General features: G+C 37.1%; 19 protein-coding genes, 1 pseudogene and 1 riboswitch. Of the genes and pseudogenes, 8 read left to right on the top strand and 12 right to left on the bottom strand.

The window, feature by feature from the left end:
• Nucleotides 1-195 precede the first annotated feature (195 nt).
• From ulaA to AC6CHS_RS09335, 7 genes and pseudogenes are all read right to left on the bottom strand, one after another.
• Nucleotides 196-1,491 carry a PTS ascorbate transporter subunit IIC gene (gene ulaA / locus AC6CHS_RS09365; RefSeq protein WP_036575836.1) on the bottom strand — a complete coding sequence of 432 codons (1,296 nt, stop codon included), beginning with the start codon at nt 1,489-1,491 and terminating at the stop codon, nt 196-198.
• A 21-nt stretch (nt 1,492-1,512) separates the two neighbouring features.
• Complete coding sequence (locus tag AC6CHS_RS09360) at nt 1,513-1,782, bottom strand: PTS sugar transporter subunit IIB (protein WP_498236454.1); 270 nt, start codon at nt 1,780-1,782, stop codon at nt 1,513-1,515.
• A gap of 6 nt (nt 1,783-1,788) precedes the next feature.
• Nucleotides 1,789-2,229: a PTS sugar transporter subunit IIA gene (locus AC6CHS_RS09355; RefSeq protein WP_498235768.1), complete on the bottom strand. Its 441-nt coding sequence runs from the start codon at nt 2,227-2,229 to the stop codon at nt 1,789-1,791.
• A gap of 27 nt (nt 2,230-2,256) precedes the next feature.
• Nucleotides 2,257-4,377, bottom strand: a complete 2,121-nt coding sequence (locus tag AC6CHS_RS09350; RefSeq protein WP_498235767.1) for a BglG family transcription antiterminator — start codon at nt 4,375-4,377, stop codon at nt 2,257-2,259.
• A 675-nt stretch (nt 4,378-5,052) separates the two neighbouring features.
• Entirely contained in the window at nt 5,053-5,880 is an 828-nt protein-coding gene (locus AC6CHS_RS09345) for an alpha/beta fold hydrolase (protein ID WP_498235766.1), read from the bottom strand.
• Nucleotides 5,881-6,041: 161 nt separating this feature from the next.
• On the bottom strand, nt 6,042-6,239 hold the full coding sequence (locus AC6CHS_RS09340) for a hypothetical protein (RefSeq protein ID WP_498235765.1): 198 nt from the start codon (nt 6,237-6,239) through the stop codon (nt 6,042-6,044).
• A gap of 118 nt (nt 6,240-6,357) precedes the next feature.
• A pseudogene (locus AC6CHS_RS09335) lies at nt 6,358-6,552 on the bottom strand (hypothetical protein); the annotation flags it as partial.
• Between the two features lie 49 nt (nt 6,553-6,601).
• Between AC6CHS_RS09335 and AC6CHS_RS09330 the strand changes: the two are divergent.
• Nucleotides 6,602-6,820: a hypothetical protein gene (locus AC6CHS_RS09330; RefSeq protein WP_498235764.1), complete on the top strand. Its 219-nt coding sequence runs from the start codon at nt 6,602-6,604 to the stop codon at nt 6,818-6,820.
• Here AC6CHS_RS09330 and AC6CHS_RS09325 read toward each other — a convergent pair.
• From AC6CHS_RS09325 to AC6CHS_RS09305, 5 genes are all read right to left on the bottom strand, one after another.
• On the bottom strand, nt 6,799-7,269 hold the full coding sequence (locus AC6CHS_RS09325) for an SRPBCC family protein (protein WP_498235763.1): 471 nt from the start codon (nt 7,267-7,269) through the stop codon (nt 6,799-6,801). The two genes, AC6CHS_RS09330 and AC6CHS_RS09325, sit on opposite strands and share 22 nt — an antisense overlap.
• Nucleotides 7,270-7,528: 259 nt before the next feature.
• On the bottom strand, nt 7,529-8,221 hold the full coding sequence (locus AC6CHS_RS09320; protein WP_498235762.1) for a response regulator transcription factor: 693 nt from the start codon (nt 8,219-8,221) through the stop codon (nt 7,529-7,531).
• Nucleotides 8,218-9,306: a sensor histidine kinase gene (locus AC6CHS_RS09315; protein ID WP_498235761.1), complete on the bottom strand. Its 1,089-nt coding sequence runs from the start codon at nt 9,304-9,306 to the stop codon at nt 8,218-8,220. Before AC6CHS_RS09315 ends, AC6CHS_RS09320 begins: the two co-directional genes overlap by 4 nt.
• A gap of 150 nt (nt 9,307-9,456) precedes the next feature.
• On the bottom strand, nt 9,457-9,651 hold the full coding sequence (locus AC6CHS_RS09310) for a DUF5957 family protein (protein ID WP_498235760.1): 195 nt from the start codon (nt 9,649-9,651) through the stop codon (nt 9,457-9,459).
• Nucleotides 9,652-9,658: 7 nt separating this feature from the next.
• Complete coding sequence (locus AC6CHS_RS09305; protein ID WP_498236452.1) at nt 9,659-10,060, bottom strand: DUF6220 domain-containing protein; 402 nt, start codon at nt 10,058-10,060, stop codon at nt 9,659-9,661.
• 229 nt (nt 10,061-10,289) lie between these two features.
• Here AC6CHS_RS09305 and AC6CHS_RS09300 point away from each other — a divergent pair, with 229 nt between their 5' ends.
• The 7 genes from AC6CHS_RS09300 to mnhG all read left to right on the top strand — a co-directional run bounded on the left by AC6CHS_RS09300 (nt 10,290) and on the right by mnhG (nt 16,445).
• Complete coding sequence (locus tag AC6CHS_RS09300) at nt 10,290-11,153, top strand: AraC family transcriptional regulator (RefSeq protein ID WP_498235759.1); 864 nt, start codon at nt 10,290-10,292, stop codon at nt 11,151-11,153.
• Between the two features lie 188 nt (nt 11,154-11,341).
• Nucleotides 11,342-11,443, top strand: a riboswitch (SAM riboswitch).
• A gap of 107 nt (nt 11,444-11,550) precedes the next feature.
• Nucleotides 11,551-12,315, top strand: coding sequence for an SDR family NAD(P)-dependent oxidoreductase (locus AC6CHS_RS09295; RefSeq protein ID WP_498235758.1), 765 nt, complete (start codon nt 11,551-11,553; stop codon nt 12,313-12,315).
• A gap of 52 nt (nt 12,316-12,367) precedes the next feature.
• On the top strand, nt 12,368-13,690 hold the full coding sequence (locus tag AC6CHS_RS09290; RefSeq protein WP_498235757.1) for a Na+/H+ antiporter NhaC family protein: 1,323 nt from the start codon (nt 12,368-12,370) through the stop codon (nt 13,688-13,690).
• A gap of 67 nt (nt 13,691-13,757) precedes the next feature.
• Nucleotides 13,758-14,228: an S-ribosylhomocysteine lyase gene (locus tag AC6CHS_RS09285; protein ID WP_498235756.1), complete on the top strand. Its 471-nt coding sequence runs from the start codon at nt 13,758-13,760 to the stop codon at nt 14,226-14,228.
• Nucleotides 14,229-15,277: 1,049 nt separating this feature from the next.
• Complete coding sequence (locus AC6CHS_RS09280; RefSeq protein ID WP_498235755.1) at nt 15,278-15,784, top strand: Na+/H+ antiporter subunit E; 507 nt, start codon at nt 15,278-15,280, stop codon at nt 15,782-15,784.
• A 69-nt stretch (nt 15,785-15,853) separates the two neighbouring features.
• A complete protein-coding gene (locus AC6CHS_RS09275; RefSeq protein ID WP_498235754.1) occupies nt 15,854-16,117 on the top strand; it encodes a monovalent cation/H+ antiporter complex subunit F in 264 nt (87 codons plus the stop codon).
• Entirely contained in the window at nt 16,101-16,445 is a 345-nt protein-coding gene (mnhG, locus tag AC6CHS_RS09270) for a monovalent cation/H(+) antiporter subunit G (protein WP_498235753.1), read from the top strand. Before AC6CHS_RS09275 ends, mnhG begins: the two co-directional genes overlap by 17 nt.
• Nucleotides 16,446-16,453 lie beyond the last annotated feature (8 nt).

Raw genomic sequence — 16,453 nt, 5'->3', positions numbered from 1 at the left:
AAAGTGAAACTTCAATCAGTGGGGGTTTTCATTCTTCCCCCACTGATTGTTAGTTGAATGAATCGGGGTGTTAGCGTCCGTTTTCTCCCACTAAAAACTTACGGTTTCACCTCATGTTTTGAAGTGGGAGTCTTACGGACGGTTGCACCGGGATAAACTTGAAAAAGGGGACATACATCCCCTAACTCTCTTATTCTAGAAAAATAATTGCGCTAAAAATCGGATGATTGGACCTAAGATGAACATGTCGGAATCTGCTGCCCACATTGCTGTATCTGGTACTGTACCAGGTAAAAGCATTTTCACCATTACAAATTGTCCCCATGCCACGACAGTTGAGGTAATAAAACCACCCATGATCGCACCTCTTACCCCACCTGTGGCATTTCCAAATACCCCTGCAGTAGCAGAGTGGAAGAATAGCACGATCATCGTTGGTACAAACACATAGCTAACTGTATTCCCTAATATCACCAACCAAATTATTGCCCCAACAAATGATCCCAAGAATCCTAGGATTACTGCGTTTGGTGCAAAAGGGAAGACAACTGGGCTATCTAGGGCTGGTTTCGCACCAGGTACAATTTTCGTTGCAATTCCCTTAAAGGCAGGAACCATCTCCCCAATGAACATACGCACACCTAGTAGTACAACTGCAATACCAGCAGCAAATGTGAATGACTGTATAATAGAGTAAACAATAAAGTTTTGATCTCCAGCAGCATCTACTAGCGCCTGAGCCCCTGGTGTGTCCTTAAAGGAAATAATTATTGCTCCAACTAAGAATAATAAACCCATTGTCAATGCGGTAATAACGTTCGAATCTCTGAGAAATTCTAACCCTTTTGGTAGTTTTATTTTCTCAGAATCATTTTCTTTATTACCTAAATACTTACCAGCCAAAGCAGCTAATAGGGATACAGAGGCTGATGTATGTCCGAGTGCGATATTATCATTTCCCATGATCTTCCTCATAAAAGGCTGAGTTATAGCAGGCTGAAGTGTCCAATATAACCCCATAAACACGGCTAAGAATATAACGAGTTTACCGAAGGAAACATCTCCAGCAGTTTGAACAACAATTCCAGCAAAAATGGTGGTTGTCCAGAACATCATATGACCAGTTAAATAAATATATTTAAATCTAGTAAACCTAGCTAGTAAAACGTTAATAACAAATCCTAACGTCATTGCTAAAGTAACTGCACTACCATACTTAGCGTTAAAAGCTTCTTGGCCCATGAAATCACCAAGCGGCTCTGCCGAAAGGTTAAAAACTTCTTTCCACAACGGTTCAAAAACAGTCAACGCTCCTGTGATTACGGTGGAACCAGCACTTATGATTAAGAAACCAATAATGGCTTTAAACGTACCGCTAATTACCTGACTCGCCGTTTTTTTCTGTAGTAGTAATCCTAATAGAACGATGAAACCTAGTAGAATCGCTGCTTGCCCAAAAATATTCGTTGCAACCCAAAAAATAGCATCCATTTACATTTCCCCCCCGTTAATTTAACTTTCGATGTTCTCATCTATTGCATTGTTTATTTCTTCCATATCAAAATAGTTATTAACTATAAAGACTTTTGCGCTATGCTCCACAAGGCTTTCTGCTAATTCATTACTTGTAATGATATAATCCGCCTGCATTGTTGAAGCAGTCGAAACATCCATATGCTCCACCTCCGCACTAATTCCTTTATCTCCTAATGCTTGTTCAACATTCATTTTCAAGATTAAGCTTGTTCCCTGACCTAGTCCGCAAACAGTAAGTACTTTCATCATCGCTTATCGCTCCATTTCTAAAATGTTTTTTATTTCTTCATAAGTCGTTGCCGAAGTTAATTTTTCAACATTGGCAGAGTCATTGAGTAGCCCAGTTAATTTTCGTAGTAAGGTGATATGTTCCTCACTCGAAGATGCCCCTAACCCAAACACAAGTCGTACCGGATCGTTTGAAGAATGACCAAACACCACAGGTTCCTTTAATTGCACAAATGAAACAGAAGCCTCATTTACCCCATCCTCTGGTCGTGCATGTGGAATGGCAATACTGGGCGCTAGTACAAAGTAAGGTCCGTTTTTTTGATAGGAAAACTTCATCGCTTCAATGTATGATTTTTCTACAAGTCCAGCTTGCCTCAGTAAGTCTCCCGCAATTTCAATAGCATCTTCTGCATCCGCTGCGTCTACACCAACTGATACAATGTCTTTTTCTAAAAATCTCATCTCTTTCACTCACCTATCCCTTGCTGTTTAATTAATCTCCGTTGAATATGTCTGTATGAATTTATTTACTTCACGTCTATCCGTTGTTTGCAGCATATATTCCATAGTCGCTTTATCAGAAAATAGTTTCGTTAGCTGCGCTAATGCCTTTAAATGCTGTTCGTTATCCCGTGAAGCCAAAACAACTATAATTTGTACAGGTTTCCCTAATATGTCAACAGCTTCTTCCAAATGGAGCATGCTCATCCCCGTTTTTATTACCCCATCATCTGGATTCGCATGGGGGAGGGCAAAATGGTGGGATATAACAATATAAGGACCAGACCTCTTAACATTTTTAATCATTTCTATAATATAACTCTCTTGGATATATCCTTGTGTCAACAAAGGTTCAGCGGCAACCTTTATTGCCTTCTCCCAGCCTTCTACTTGCTTCTTCATCAAAATTCTTTCAGGTGGTAAAAGTTCATTTAAGTTCGGTTTCTTATTTTCATTTTCTACATTAAGAGGTGCTTGGAAATACCTTCGAAGCTCCTTAGATAAGGATTCATTATCCTCGATAGTAGCGTATCTTTGAACAATATCCAGGACTGTTTCTACAGAGTAAACTTGTTTTCTTGATGTACGATCAAACAAACTGTTTACTTTTTTCAATAGCTGCTCTTTGTCTTTATTATCCAATACAGGATTCACAACAAAGACCGGGATTCCTCTTTCGGTAAGCTGGATGGTCGACACAATAAAGTCGACATTTAGATCCATTTTTTCATACTCTCTTAAGGAGGTTACCCCTACCGTTTCTACATCAGTGAAAAGCCCCTCAAGTTGACTTTCTAATAACCTCGATGTACCCAGTCCATTCGTACAAACAATAAGCATTCTCTTCCTAGTTTGTTCGAGCATCACCCCTTCCTTACGAAGCCATCCTCCAAAGTGAATTGTAATATATGCAATTTCGTTTTCATTAATGGGTTCACCAATCAAATCTTCAAAATGATGGACTACTTTCTTTGTTAGATGAAACACCTCAAAATAATTTTGGCTAACCGAATCCCGTAAAACATTTTCTACTTCAATTCCGTATTTAATCCGGTAGTACGCAGGCTTTAAGTGTAGTAGCAAATTCTGGATCATTTGCTCTGGCTCTTGAAATTCAATTGCAGCATGTAACTGAAAAGAGGAGACCATCTTTTCAACAACCTGAAGAAGTGCTTTCATTTCCTCGCTTTCCATTTTTGGCCTAAAGTTATAATTAACCTTTGCACTAAGGAGGTACTTGGCAAAATAATAAATTTCATCAGACGGCATCTCCGTATTTAACGAGTCGGATAAGTAGTTACAAAGGGACTTAACGCCTGCGTATTCATCAGTCGTTTTTATTACTTCCTTCTCAACTAAATCTACCTCAACAAATTTCCCTTGCTCTATTCGCTTTAAGAAAAAGTGAAACCAAACGACAATATTATTAAAAACTTCATCAGTAAACTCCACCCTAAAACGCTGCTCATGCTTCTGTAATAATTGCCTTAGGAGATGCACCAATGAAAGATCAAAGCTTAAATATGGTCTAAAAGCCTGGTCTTCTATGTTGAGAGAAGAATTTTGTAAATTATACAAAATGCTGTACCAGCTTTCTTTTGGTGTAACTAAAGATAGATAATAGATCAACAGCCTTCTGATATCGTTTTCATTTCCTTTTATCGAGTACCCAGTCTTGCGATCAGAATAAAAATATAACTGGTTCGTTTTCATTTCTTCTTTAAGCTTCTTAATATCATCTAGGACTGTATTTCGACTCACTTCAAAAATTTGTCTAATATCCTCTAAAAAGTAAGCCTTTTTCTCCCCAACAACATGTATATAAATCCAAGCCCTTCTTTCTACAGGAGAGAATTCGTAGTACGTCGCTCTTGATGAAGAATGTTTGGCAGTAATATCTTTTTTAGTTTGTTCATCGATATATATGCCTTGCCCTCTCACTTGCTTGATCTCTTCTAATTGATGGTCATTAAGCCAATTATTTATTTTGTCAAGGTCACTATAAATTGTGCGTCGTGATACATTTAACAAGGTTGCAAGTTCTTGAATGGTAATGTATGAATCTTGAATCAATAACTGATTTAATACTGCCATACTACGTTGATCCATCTTTATCCCCCTAATCAATAGTTCATAAGTAGTATGTTCTATACCTATATTGTATGAAAATATAGCCGACATAATAAGACCAAATGAACCACATCGTATTGTGCAAAGTTGTACTGAAGATCGAGTAACCTAATGAATCTACCGAGTAATATAAAGTGAAACTTCAATCAGTGGGAGGTTTCGTCCTTCCCCCACTCATTGTTAGTTGAACGAATCGGGGTCTTAGCGTCGGTTTACTCCCATTTAAACATCACGGTTTTCACTTCATGTTTAGAAGTGAGAGTCTTACGGACGGTTCCACCGGGATAAATAAGTTGGGACCGAATGGCAAATAGACCATTCCTCGTCCCATAGATTAAGTAATATACAATACTAATTATATTTGATTAATTGAAATCAAAATGTGATCTTTTGGTGAAATACCGTTATAGGGAGGAACTCTGAAATGGACGGCGTGTTGGTACTATTTCGAAACAAGTGTTGCTGATTTTAATCGTAATAAATTTTATTAACTTAGTGAAAGGAAGTTACAGCAGATTTAGGAAGTTTGTATGATTCTAAGCACATTCTAAATAAGATCGTTATTACGTTTTTCTTCCCACAAAAAAAACACCCATCTAGAGTGTTTTTACCTTTATCATAGTTAATTTATGGCCTTCTCAGGCGAACGCTCCATCACTCATTTCCCTCTAAAAATTTAATAATATGCCCTAATACCACAGCGGGCGCTTCCTCTTGTACCAAGTGACCCGCAAGTGGGATTGGTTTGAATTGGGAGCCTATTATCTTTTCGTGCAAGGTATATCCCTTCTCGATTGGTACCCACTCATCCTCTTCTCCCCATAATAATAAAGTTGGGGTGCTAATTTCGCTATACAGATGTTCAACTTCATCTGTGTAGGTTTGATTTGCTTGGGCAATCTGTCTATAAAATGCAGGTTGACCCTTCTCGTCTAACCAGTATTGAATGATCCCCTCTTTTGTTTCCTCGCTCATTTTACTGTATTGTGCCCCTTCAATATAAGCTGATATGATGGACTTATGTATAAAAGAAGGTACTCCTTTAAATGCCTCTTCATGTACATTCACATGGGAAAAGAAGGAAGAACCCCATGGTCCAATAGCAACTGGATCCATTAATATTATTTTGTTGAATGGAACTTTATTTAATAAATGTGTCCTCAAAACGGTTGTCCCACCAAAGTCATGCCCAATAATAGTTGGAGCGTCTAACTCCCAATATTTAAGCAGTTCCGTTAGAATTTCATTTTGAACACCTAATGAAACATCCTGCCCCTCTTTTTTTTCGGATTGGCCATACCCTAAAAGATCGTAATAATATACCGTGTACCACTCACTCAAGGCAGGAACAATATGTCTCCAGTTGAATGATGACCACGGTGTTCCATGTACTAATACGAGTGGGGGACCTTGCCCAGCCACATCAAAACGAACCGTACCATATGAGGAATCAAATCGTTTTGTTAGTTCCCATTTAGTCATGTTGTTACCTCCTAAGCTGGATAATATTCCTTAAATTATTTACAATGTGCTAACCCTTTATTCAAGGTTTCTCCCCCACAAACTTTACCACATTCCAATATTTCAGGACAAAATAATGGTCTAACAGGAGCGTCAGTTCCCTAGTCTGCAAAACAGAGTTATTAAAGACGATTCTCTAAAGATTCGATTGTCAGTTTAAGCGCCGTTACGCGACGTCCATTTATCGTTTTTTGTGAGCTTCCTTCTTTTGCATTTTCTATTTGTTTCTCGATTGATGGCATGACACGTTCTAGTATCTCTTTAGAAGTAATAATGATTTCTTTGTCATAAAGTGAAACTTCATTCAGTGGGTGTTTCATTCTTCCCCCACTGATTGTTAGTTGAACGAATCGGGGTGTTAGCGTCCGTTTATTCCTATTTATACATCACTGTTTCACTTCATGTTGTGAAGTGGGTATTACGGACGCTTGCACCGGGATAAATAAACTTTTCCCCATACCATATGCCTTTGAGGCTTTCTAAACCGATTTTTACTGCGTTGCGTCTTTTTTTGACAACAGTCGTATTTGAACCTTTTTCAGTCATGCTTTTATAAGCATTGGAAAGTTTATTAAAAGTTGACTCCAAGGATTTAATAGACATATCTTGAATATCTTGGCTAACAGGATCCACATGCAACACACCTTTCTTTTTCAGCAATTTATTTGTTAATTATTTTATTATGGATGAATTGCCTATTAATGTCATTGACATTATAGCTGTTGTGTTTCTCTATTTAATTGAAAAAGTATTAACAAGGGGGCCTGTAGCTTCTGTAAAACCACTTATCAGTCTACATGAAATTCCCACAATAAAAAAACGACCAACCGTAGTTGATCGTCATATTTATGGTGCATTCGATTACCAAAAATACCATAATCATTCAAACTTTTCTTTGTAGTATTCACGTAACTCAGGGCCATTTTCTTCCCATTCTATTGGATGACCATGGATTAATTGACCAAGAGCATCCAAGCATCTATGCCAACCTGCTGCTGCATATTTCGCCATTTCTCGATCGTCAAATGTATGACTGAACGTCATGGTGCAGACTTGATCTGCCTCCTGTATGCTTATTTCTAAAAGGTCCTCCATTTCCTTAAAACAAAAGGAATACGGAGGGTGGAATTCGGTAATCACCGCTTCATAGGTTGATCCTTCCCCATCATCAAACTTTATCTTTCCACCAACCTTTAGATCCATATCGCCAGTAGCAAATGGATACCACTGGGTGAAGTATTGGGGATCTGTTATAAATGGAAACACTTTTTCAGGAGCAACTGGATAGTGACGTTCAAAAACTAAAACAGATCTTCCTTCTTTTTCATGGAGACTGCCATCGTTATGCATACGTTCCCTCCTCTCACCTAAAATTTTTACTAACCGATTCGTTCAGGAATTGTCACCATGTATCCCTCATATCTTGTTACTTTCTTTATATTACCATACCGTTCCTTAACCTGTATTTACCAATTTCCGTGCTTACAAGGGTTGTTTAAATTAATGGCTGGAAGACCTAATGATAGGTCATAGATGAATTAATCTAGCTAATATATCCCCATAAAAACACTACTCCCCTCCCTAAGAAGCAGTGTTTTTACACCAACAACTACCTATCCTCTTTAAAACGATACCCCACTCCCCAAATTGTTTCAATAAAGTTTGGGTTGGATGGGTCTTCCTCTATTTTTTCTCTGATTTTACGAATATGCACTGTAACGGTTGTAATGTCTCCAACAGAATCAAATCCCCATATGCGGTCGAATAGGTGTTCTTTCGTAAATACTCTGTTTGGATTTTCTGCCAGAAATAGTAATAAATCAAATTCTTTTGCTGTGAATTTTTCTTCCACATTCTGAATAAAGACCTCTCGTGAATCTCGATTGATAATCAACCCTTTAATTTGTAACACTTCATGCTCTTTTTCACGGTTAATTAAGCGTTCATACCTTGAAATATGTGCTTTCACTCTTGCAACTAATTCATTCGGGTTAAAAGGTTTTACAATATAGTCATCTGCACCTCGGTCAAACCCTCTAATCTTATCAATATCTTCCTTTCTAGCTGTTACCATTAAAATAGGGATATCCATTTTTTCCCTTAATTCCTTACATAGATCAAATCCATTTAATCCTGGTAACATTAAATCTAGCAAAATCAGGTCATAATGATTTGAATTTGCCAGTTGTAGTCCTTCCTCACCTGTTGATGCAATATCACTATCAAAACCATTAACCTCTAAATAATCCCTTTCTAATTCTGCTATATCCATTTCATCTTCAATTATTAATATTTTCTTCATTCCTTCACCTTTTTTAATTTGAAATATATGCTGGTACCTTCGCCCAAAGTACTTTCAGACCAGATCTTTCCACCGTGACCTTCTATGATCTTCTTGGCAATGGATAACCCGAGGCCACTCCCACCTGTTGATGAATTTCTAGAAGCATCTGCTCGATAAAAGCTTTCAAAAATGTGAGGTAGATCTTCCTTGCTAATTCCTCCACCATTATCTCTTATTTCAACCATTACCTCCTTCGGAAAAGAAGTAAGATTAATCTTCATGTCCTTTTTTTCTTTATCCATGTAGTTCAAACTATTTTGCACAATATTTGTTACGACTCGATACAATTTATCACGATCTGCTTTCACAATATAAGCATTTTCATTGTCGTAGGTAAGTATCGCTCTCCCGTGTTCCTTTTCTAGCTTAAAAGATAATTCTTCAATAAAATCAGCAAACAGTAACCTCAAATCCACTTCCTCAAACTGAAAAGAAATTTGTTGTAAGTCTAATTTGGAATATAGGAACAGCTCATCAATTAGACTATCTATCTCGGATGCATTCTTATAAAGTCTGTCCATATACCGATTTAATTTTTCCGGAGTATTCGCCACCCCATCTTGTATGCCCTGAACATAACCTTTAATAGAAGTTAGCGGTGTTTTTAAATCATGAGAAATACTAGCTATAAGCTCTTGTCGGTTCTGTTCAAATTGTGATTGCATTACTTCTGCTTCTTTTAGCTTTTTTCTCATCTCTTCAAAAGTGTTAGATAATTGACCGATCTCATCTTTTGAATCTGATACAATTTCGAAGTCTAAATTTCCTTGACTAATTTCCTTTGCTGCATTAGATAGTTTTTTAATAGGGTTTAAAATGCTTTTGGAAACAAAATACGTGAGGAGGCCGTTGGTTAAAATCAAAATACCAATCAACGCACTGAAACGCAACGCTTCAAAGGAACCAAAATTTTCTGCGTTCGTGTCGCCATTAAAAATATAAAAAAATAAGTAATCGGATATTACAAGAAGCAACAATAAAGATACCACCGGAATAACTATCATTCCTAGATTAGAAAGGATTAATCTCATCTTAATCGACATGCGCTCCACACCTTCTTCATTTACAGTTTTCCCTTATCTTTATTATGATACAAATGAGCGCGTGATAAAAGAAAAAGCCGCCAAGTTTCCCTTGACAGCTTAACTATGGTGCAAGGACTTATGTTTGTTCCACTAGTCACTCCTCTTTCTTTACTTTTTTAACGTTTTTTGATCGATGATTGGTACTAAAATGGCACAAAGGAAAGACGTATAATAGGACAAATATTTAATCCCAAATGGTTCATCAAATAGTGTCATTCCTACAATTCCAATAAAACTAGAAAGTGCCACGCCTAATATAAATCCGCCAACCACACCAACAATAATAGCCAAAAATATTCTCATGTTACTATCATCCTTTCTGAATGTTTTTCTTGCTGATAAGCTTCCAAGAGCTAAATAAAATCCCAATAGATATTGCAAATAATAGAATTGCTACAACAGGGTGCATAGCTCCGAGCCACGGTATAGTTCTTGTAATGTTTGCTGTAAAATACATAAAGAACATCAATCCGGTTAGTGCAAGCAGTTGTCCATAAACCCGCTTTGGAACGGCACCTAGGAATGCAAAAATAAGCATTAAGATTGGTATCATAAACCCAAACTGATGAACGAACTCCACATGATTCTGCCAGTTAACTGGGTTCACGAAAGTAGCCATGCCGCCCCAGAATAGTTGAATGAAAATACAAATTACAAAGATTATTGCTAAACCAAAATAAGTGAAACGTCCAATATGATTTTTAGTGCTCATTTGTTTCAATTTGTGACCTCCTTTGTTTTGCTATATGTGTATCTTAAGGTGCAATTCTTGATTTCCTCTTAGGGAATTCTTAAATTTTTCTTAAATAAAAAGACAGCCACTTTATATGGCTGCAGCAGATCCATGCTTTCCAAGTTTAAAAACCGATATTTATTACATTAAACAAGTCGAGTATTTAAAATATTACTTTGCTATCATTTAGACAGAAAGGAGGGATAACGTGTTAAAGGAACTAAACCAAGTCATTGAATATATTGAAGAACGGTTAACAGAAGATCTGTCGCTTGAAACTATTTCTGAATATGCCGGGGTTTCCGATTATCACTTTCGGAAAATATTTTTTTACCTATCCGGAATGACACTAAATGAGTATATAAAAAACAGAAGGCTTTCCGAAGCAAATAAGGATTTGTTACGAGGAGAAAAAGTAACAGATGTTGCTTTCAAATATGGATATCAGTCAGTGGACGGCTTTACGAGAGCATTTAAAAAGTGGAATGGTTTTCTACCCTCAGAAGTAATGAAAAGAGGAGTAAGCAAAACGTTTCCGAAGTTCACATTTGTCATAACAGTACAAGGAGGAACTACAATGGAATTTAGAATAGAAGATAAGCCAACATTTAATTTAGTTGGTGTAAGTAAACGTGTGCCGATGCAATTTGAAGGGGTTAATAACGCGATTGTGGAGCTTGCGAAGAGCATTACGGACGAACAAAAAGAGGAGATGCATTCCCTGCAAAATTTAGAACCCTATGAAATCGTGAATGCTTCCTATGATGCGGACGCTCAATTTTTAAAAGAGGAAGGCGATTTAACGCACTTGATCGGTGTATTAACAACGGAAGATAACGTCAGTGATCAATTAGATAAAGTAACTGTTGATGCCTGTACGTGGGCGATTTTCCCTAATGAAGGACCGTTCCCATCAACACTGCAAGAGACCATGGCAAAGACCTATTCAGAATGGCTCCCCTCTTCCGATTATGAAGTGATCCCTGCTCCTAGCTTTTCGTTTACTAAAATGGATGAACAGAAAGCGGATTACGCGTATAGTGAAGTATGGATCCCTGTGAGGAAAAGATAAACGCGAGGACTAATAATGAATAAAGAGCAACGCTGACAAATGGGCGTTGCTCTTTTTTTAAAAAACCAAGACCTCCTAAATACTACAAAGCGAAACATCATCTCTCTATTTATTAATTATCAAAAAAATCGCTTGACGGTTATTTCATTTTCCTGTATCTTTAATCTACAAATTACATATTGCGATTTTTCTTATCCAGAGAGGTGGAGGGACTGGCCCTACGATACCTCGGCAGCAGCTCTTTAAGAGTAATGTGCCAATTCCAGAAGCGTAACGCTTGAAGATAAGAAGAGTATTTTAACGTTGACGTTTTAAAGTCTCTTCTTTGCTATAGAAGAGGCTTTTTTGTTTGCATTAATAAAGTACAGCAGGCCAACAAGAAAGGAGTGCGTTTTCTATGTATACGATGGATTTGACCGATAAAGTGGCTATTGTCACTGGCGGTGCCAATGGAATTGGTAAAGCGATTGTGGATGCATTTTTAGATTGCGGTGCAAAGGTTGCTGTTGTGGATATGGCTGAAACCCACGATGAAACAACAGCTAATACGTTTCATGTGCAGGCCGATGTCTCCAATCCACAGCACGTAACCAAGGTGGTTGAATCGGTTATTGCCCATTTCGGCAGAGTTGACATTTTAGTCAATAATGCGGGAATTTCCACTATGGACTATTTTGTAGATATAAAAGAGCAAGATTGGGATAAAACAATCGATGTGAATGCAAAAGGAGTGTACCTTTGCATGCAAGCTGTTGCGAAACAACTACAAAGTCAAGGCCACGGTGGAAAAATTATTAACATCGCCTCACAAGCTGGAAAAAACGGCTATCAATTAATGGGTAGCTATGTTGCTTCAAAACACGCGGTACTAGGGATGACAAAAGTGGCTGCACTAGAACTAGCCAAAGACAATATTAATGTCAATGCCGTTTGCCCAGGTATTGTAGAAACAACGATGAAACAATCAGAAAGAGTGATTGGTGGAAACTTACGCGGTCTTCAGGCTGAAGATATTAAACAAGAAGATGATTCACAAGTTCCATTAGGAAGAACTGCTGTACCAGCTGACATCGCGAATGTCGTTGTTTTTCTTGCGTCAACGTACTCAGACTACATGACTGGCCAAGGAATTAATGTTACGGGTGGGATGACAATGAACTAATCTTTTGTTACATGCTTACCCACTAAAAACCAAATCGAAGGAGGATATTTTGATGGCTAATGCGAAAAAAGGAAATGCATTTGCACTACTTCCGTTGCTTATCTTTGTATTACTATTTATTGGCACTGGCGTTATTTCTGGAGACTTCTCCAATATGCCATTAAACGTTGCGATTATTATTGCATCGGCTTTTGCTCTTGCCATGAACAGAAAAGAAAAATTATCTAGCAAAATTGATATATTTACGAAAGGGGCAGGACATCCCAATATTATCTTAATGGCTGTTATTTTTGTAATGGCTGGGGCATTCGCTCAAACAGCTAGGGACATGGGTGCTGTAGATTCCACCGTAAACTTGGGATTATCCGTTATTCCTCCTAATCTATTAATGGTTGGACTCTTTATTGTAGGTTGCTTCATCTCTGTTTCAATGGGCACATCCATGGGTACAGTGGCTGCGCTAGCACCAATTGGAATTGGAATCGCGGAACAAACAGGCATACCAATGGCGCTTGCGATGGGAACCGTCATAGGTGGTGCAATGTTTGGTGATAATCTATCGATGATTTCCGATACAACCATTGCAGCTGTCCGGACCCAGAAAACAAAAATGAGTGATAAATTTAAAACCAACTTTTTCATTGTCCTACCTGGAGCAATCGTAACAGCTATTCTTTTATGGATCGTTACCGCTGGAGCTAGAATTGATACCATTGGCGATTATTCGTATGATTTAGTGAAGGTTTTACCTTATATAGCGGTACTAATTGCTGCGTTAGCTGGTGTTAATGTGTTAGTCGTATTAATAGGCGGAATCGTGTTTGCTGGGATCATTGGCTTAGTCGACGGTTCCTATACATTGAGTGGATTTGTGCAAGCTGTTTCACAGGGAATCCTGAACATGGAGGATATCGCCATCGTTGCCTTATTAATTGGTGGTATGATTGGAATTATCCAACATAACGGCGGGATTCAGTGGTTATTAAACTTTGTAACGAGTAGAATTAAAACGAAAAAAGGTGCGGAGCTTGGAATTGCAGGTTTAGTAAGTGCAACCGACATCGCAACTGCCAACAACACCATTTCTATTATTGTGACAGGTCCTTTAGCAAAAAATATTTCCGATGAATACGATATCGACCCTAGAAAAACAGCAAGTATTCTCGATATTTTTGCTGGCGGTTGGCAAGGTATCGTTCCATACGGTGGGCAAATGCTTGCCGCTGCAGGATTAGCAGCTATTTCACCAATTAGCATCTTGCCATATTCCTTCTACCCGATTGCAATCCTTCTATGTGGGATTGTTGCCATTCTAATTGGCTTCCCTAGATATAAGGAAAAGAAAGCCGCTAATGGTGATAAAAAAACAGCTTAACGAAACTTCTAGTCTAGCAAAAAGCATACAAATCCAGGAAAAAATAAAAAATCAGGGGTGGAATAACATGGTTAAAAAAATGAACGTAGAAAGCTTTAATCTTGATCACACAAAGGTGAGAGCACCTTATATTCGTCTAGCAGGAACGACTACTGGGGCAAACGGTGACGTTGTTCACAAGTACGATCTTCGCCTAAAACAACCAAATCAGGAGTATATGGAAATGCCTGCGCTCCATTCACTTGAACATCTAATGGCTGAGAATATCCGCAACCATCACAGTAGTGTCATTGATTTAGGCCCAATGGGATGTCAAACAGGCTTTTACTTATCGGTTATAAATCATGATAACTACGACGAAGTATTAGATGCTGTGGAAGCAACGTTAAAAGATATTCTAGAAGCAACAGAAGTTCCAGCATGTAATGAAGTACAATGTGGTTGGGCAGCAAGTCATAGTCTAGAAGGTGCAAAAGCATTAGCACAAGAGTTTCTCGCTAAACGATCAGAATGGGCATTCGTATTTGGTGAAAAATAAGGATGGAAAAGGTGAACAGTAATTGGGCTGTTCACCTTTTTATTATTGTATCTGGGGATATATCATACTTAATTAAAGGCACTTTGGTACTAGACTAGGAAAATACTAACCACCAAAATTAGGAGTCAGTAAAACGTTCATTTAATGAAACGAGTGAATGCGTAGTATCGTTGTACTGTGCAACAATTACTTTTTTTGTTTTGTCGTCTTCTTATTACATATATGTTAAAACAAGGCTCCATACATCATATAGATTCATATCTGTATCGGATGAAAATTGAAAAGAAAGTGGTTAAAGTGATCTATATCACGGATATTTGTTGACTACTCTCAATAGAAATACTTCTATAATAATAAATATATTTCCCTTTTTAATACCCGTTTAATGGCTTCCTATTAGATGTTGAATGTACACATTAATGAGAGTGTAAATACCTTTCAGGTGTAATAGTCTTCAGAACCAAAAAATGTTCAAGCTCCCATCAAATTACTTCTAACTTTAGATTATTTTCTGTCCAAACATTTTCGATTAGGTTCCATCTTCCTTCAATTTCATCAAACAAATTTGCTTGTTATTCATTTTCATGCAACATACAGAAGCTATCAGTTAATGTAATAACTAATGTTTCCCCTGAACAGACTTTTCATAAAATAGTGTTCCATGGTCACCATTTGAATTATTACGAAAGGCACCTATTACATTATTAAACCCAACATTTTCAGTAGCTCGCAGCAATTGTTCCAGTGAGATTTTCTGCTATTTGTTCAGTTCTCGTGTATTAATAAACCTACAAGACGCACTGGTTATCTGCCTTTTGCCATTCCCTATATGCTCTACGTATTCATTTTTTGCCGAATATTCAACATGCCTACAGTTGTAGGTGTCCCAAAAACGAAAATACCGCATTGGATTTCTCCTTATCCTTAGAATTTAAATATTTTAATAATAATAACTCATCCTATGGTAATAATAAGAACTACTAAATTTGTTTTCCATTGATTACAACTGTGGTAGCCAATTTTACTAAATTTAAAGGGAGGTACATCATTTGAACAAAAAATTATTAACATTTATTATAACTTTGGCATTATGGTTTGTTTTTGCTGGCCGCGTTAATATCGAGGTATTCTTGTTGGGTTCTATAATTTGTTCTATTATATCGCTTATGTTAGCAGGTAATGTCCATAGATCAGTACAAATGAGATATGCGGCTAAAGAAATTTTTTTAAAAATATATTACATATTTATGGTAATTAGTGCTTATATATATGATGTATTTTTATCTGCAGTCAGAGTATCCAGACATGCATTTGAAATTAAACCTTCATTTTCTCCCCGAATCGTTAGTATAAAAACACCTCTTAAAGATTCAAACAGTATTGCAATTTTAGCCTATTTTATAACATTCACTCAAGGGTCTCTGGCTATGGATTTCGACCATATAAATAAACAATATTTTATTCACTGGATCGATGTTCACAGTGAAGATGAAGAAGAAACAAAGAAAGCACGTATCCGTAAGCATCATAATTTGATTGCGAAAATAGTTAATTGATTCAACCTTTTAACTTGCTTTTTTAAGTACATGATTATTATTTTTTTATTCAATTGGAGTGTGATAGTAGTGCTCTATTTAATACTAGCAATTGTCTTATCTGCTATTTTAACTTTCTACAGAGTCATTAAAGGCCCCAGTCTGCCTGACAGACTAGTTGCCATGAATTGTATAGGTGTCATGTTTTTACTGATTTTAGTTTTATTAAGTTATTATTTTGAAAGAAAAATTTTTATTGATGTGGCTTTGGTTTATGGGGTTTCCTTATTTATCATCGTTTTAATAATGGCTAAATATTTAGGGAAATCATGGAAAGGTGGAGTTGGTGATTGATTTCATTCCTAGTGTAAGACAACTATTTGTTTTTGTATTTTTTATAACTGGTATATATTTTTTGTTCAGTACTACTGTGGGATTGCTTCGTTTTCCTAATTTGTATACCCGATTACATGCCGGATCTAAGTGTCTGATGGCCGGAGTTATTTCAGTTTTCATGGGATGTATCGTACTCGAAGGCATTAGTTTTGCTTCATTAAAACTAATGCTCATTATGCTTTTTTTATTCATTACGAATCCGATAGCCATTCATGTCATTGCCAGCTTTGATAATAATTATAATCTTATATCCAAAACATTTACAAAAAAAGATTTAGATAAGTGATTGGAGGT

The sequence above is a fragment of the Oceanobacillus sp. GQ8 genome, assembly GCF_059758495.1.
This window is presented reverse-complemented; position numbering and strand designations above follow the sequence as displayed.

Bases quoted from the DNA above. Each gene is read 5' to 3' on its own strand.
- AC6CHS_RS09315 (WP_498235761.1), bottom strand. From the start codon at position 9,306: ATGTCGATTAAGATGAGATTAATCCTTTCTAATCTAGGAATGATAGTT.
- AC6CHS_RS09285 (WP_498235756.1), top strand. From the start codon at position 13,758: ATGGTTAAAAAAATGAACGTAGAAAGCTTTAATCTTGATCACACAAAG.
- AC6CHS_RS09360 (WP_498236454.1), bottom strand. From the start codon at position 1,782: ATGAAAGTACTTACTGTTTGCGGACTAGGTCAGGGAACAAGCTTAATC.
- AC6CHS_RS09290 (WP_498235757.1), top strand. From the start codon at position 12,368: ATGGCTAATGCGAAAAAAGGAAATGCATTTGCACTACTTCCGTTGCTT.
- ulaA (WP_036575836.1), bottom strand. From the start codon at position 1,491: ATGGATGCTATTTTTTGGGTTGCAACGAATATTTTTGGGCAAGCAGCG.
- AC6CHS_RS09310 (WP_498235760.1), bottom strand. From the start codon at position 9,651: ATGAGAATATTTTTGGCTATTATTGTTGGTGTGGTTGGCGGATTTATA.
- AC6CHS_RS09340 (WP_498235765.1), bottom strand. From the start codon at position 6,239: ATGAAACACCCACTGAATGAAGTTTCACTTTATGACAAAGAAATCATT.
- AC6CHS_RS09320 (WP_498235762.1), bottom strand. From the start codon at position 8,221: ATGAAGAAAATATTAATAATTGAAGATGAAATGGATATAGCAGAATTA.
- AC6CHS_RS09305 (WP_498236452.1), bottom strand. From the start codon at position 10,060: ATGAGCACTAAAAATCATATTGGACGTTTCACTTATTTTGGTTTAGCA.
- AC6CHS_RS09325 (WP_498235763.1), bottom strand. From the start codon at position 7,269: ATGCATAACGATGGCAGTCTCCATGAAAAAGAAGGAAGATCTGTTTTA.
- AC6CHS_RS09355 (WP_498235768.1), bottom strand. From the start codon at position 2,229: ATGAGATTTTTAGAAAAAGACATTGTATCAGTTGGTGTAGACGCAGCG.
- AC6CHS_RS09350 (WP_498235767.1), bottom strand. From the start codon at position 4,377: ATGGATCAACGTAGTATGGCAGTATTAAATCAGTTATTGATTCAAGAT.
- AC6CHS_RS09330 (WP_498235764.1), top strand. From the start codon at position 6,602: ATGGATGAATTGCCTATTAATGTCATTGACATTATAGCTGTTGTGTTT.
- AC6CHS_RS09345 (WP_498235766.1), bottom strand. From the start codon at position 5,880: ATGACTAAATGGGAACTAACAAAACGATTTGATTCCTCATATGGTACG.
- AC6CHS_RS09295 (WP_498235758.1), top strand. From the start codon at position 11,551: ATGTATACGATGGATTTGACCGATAAAGTGGCTATTGTCACTGGCGGT.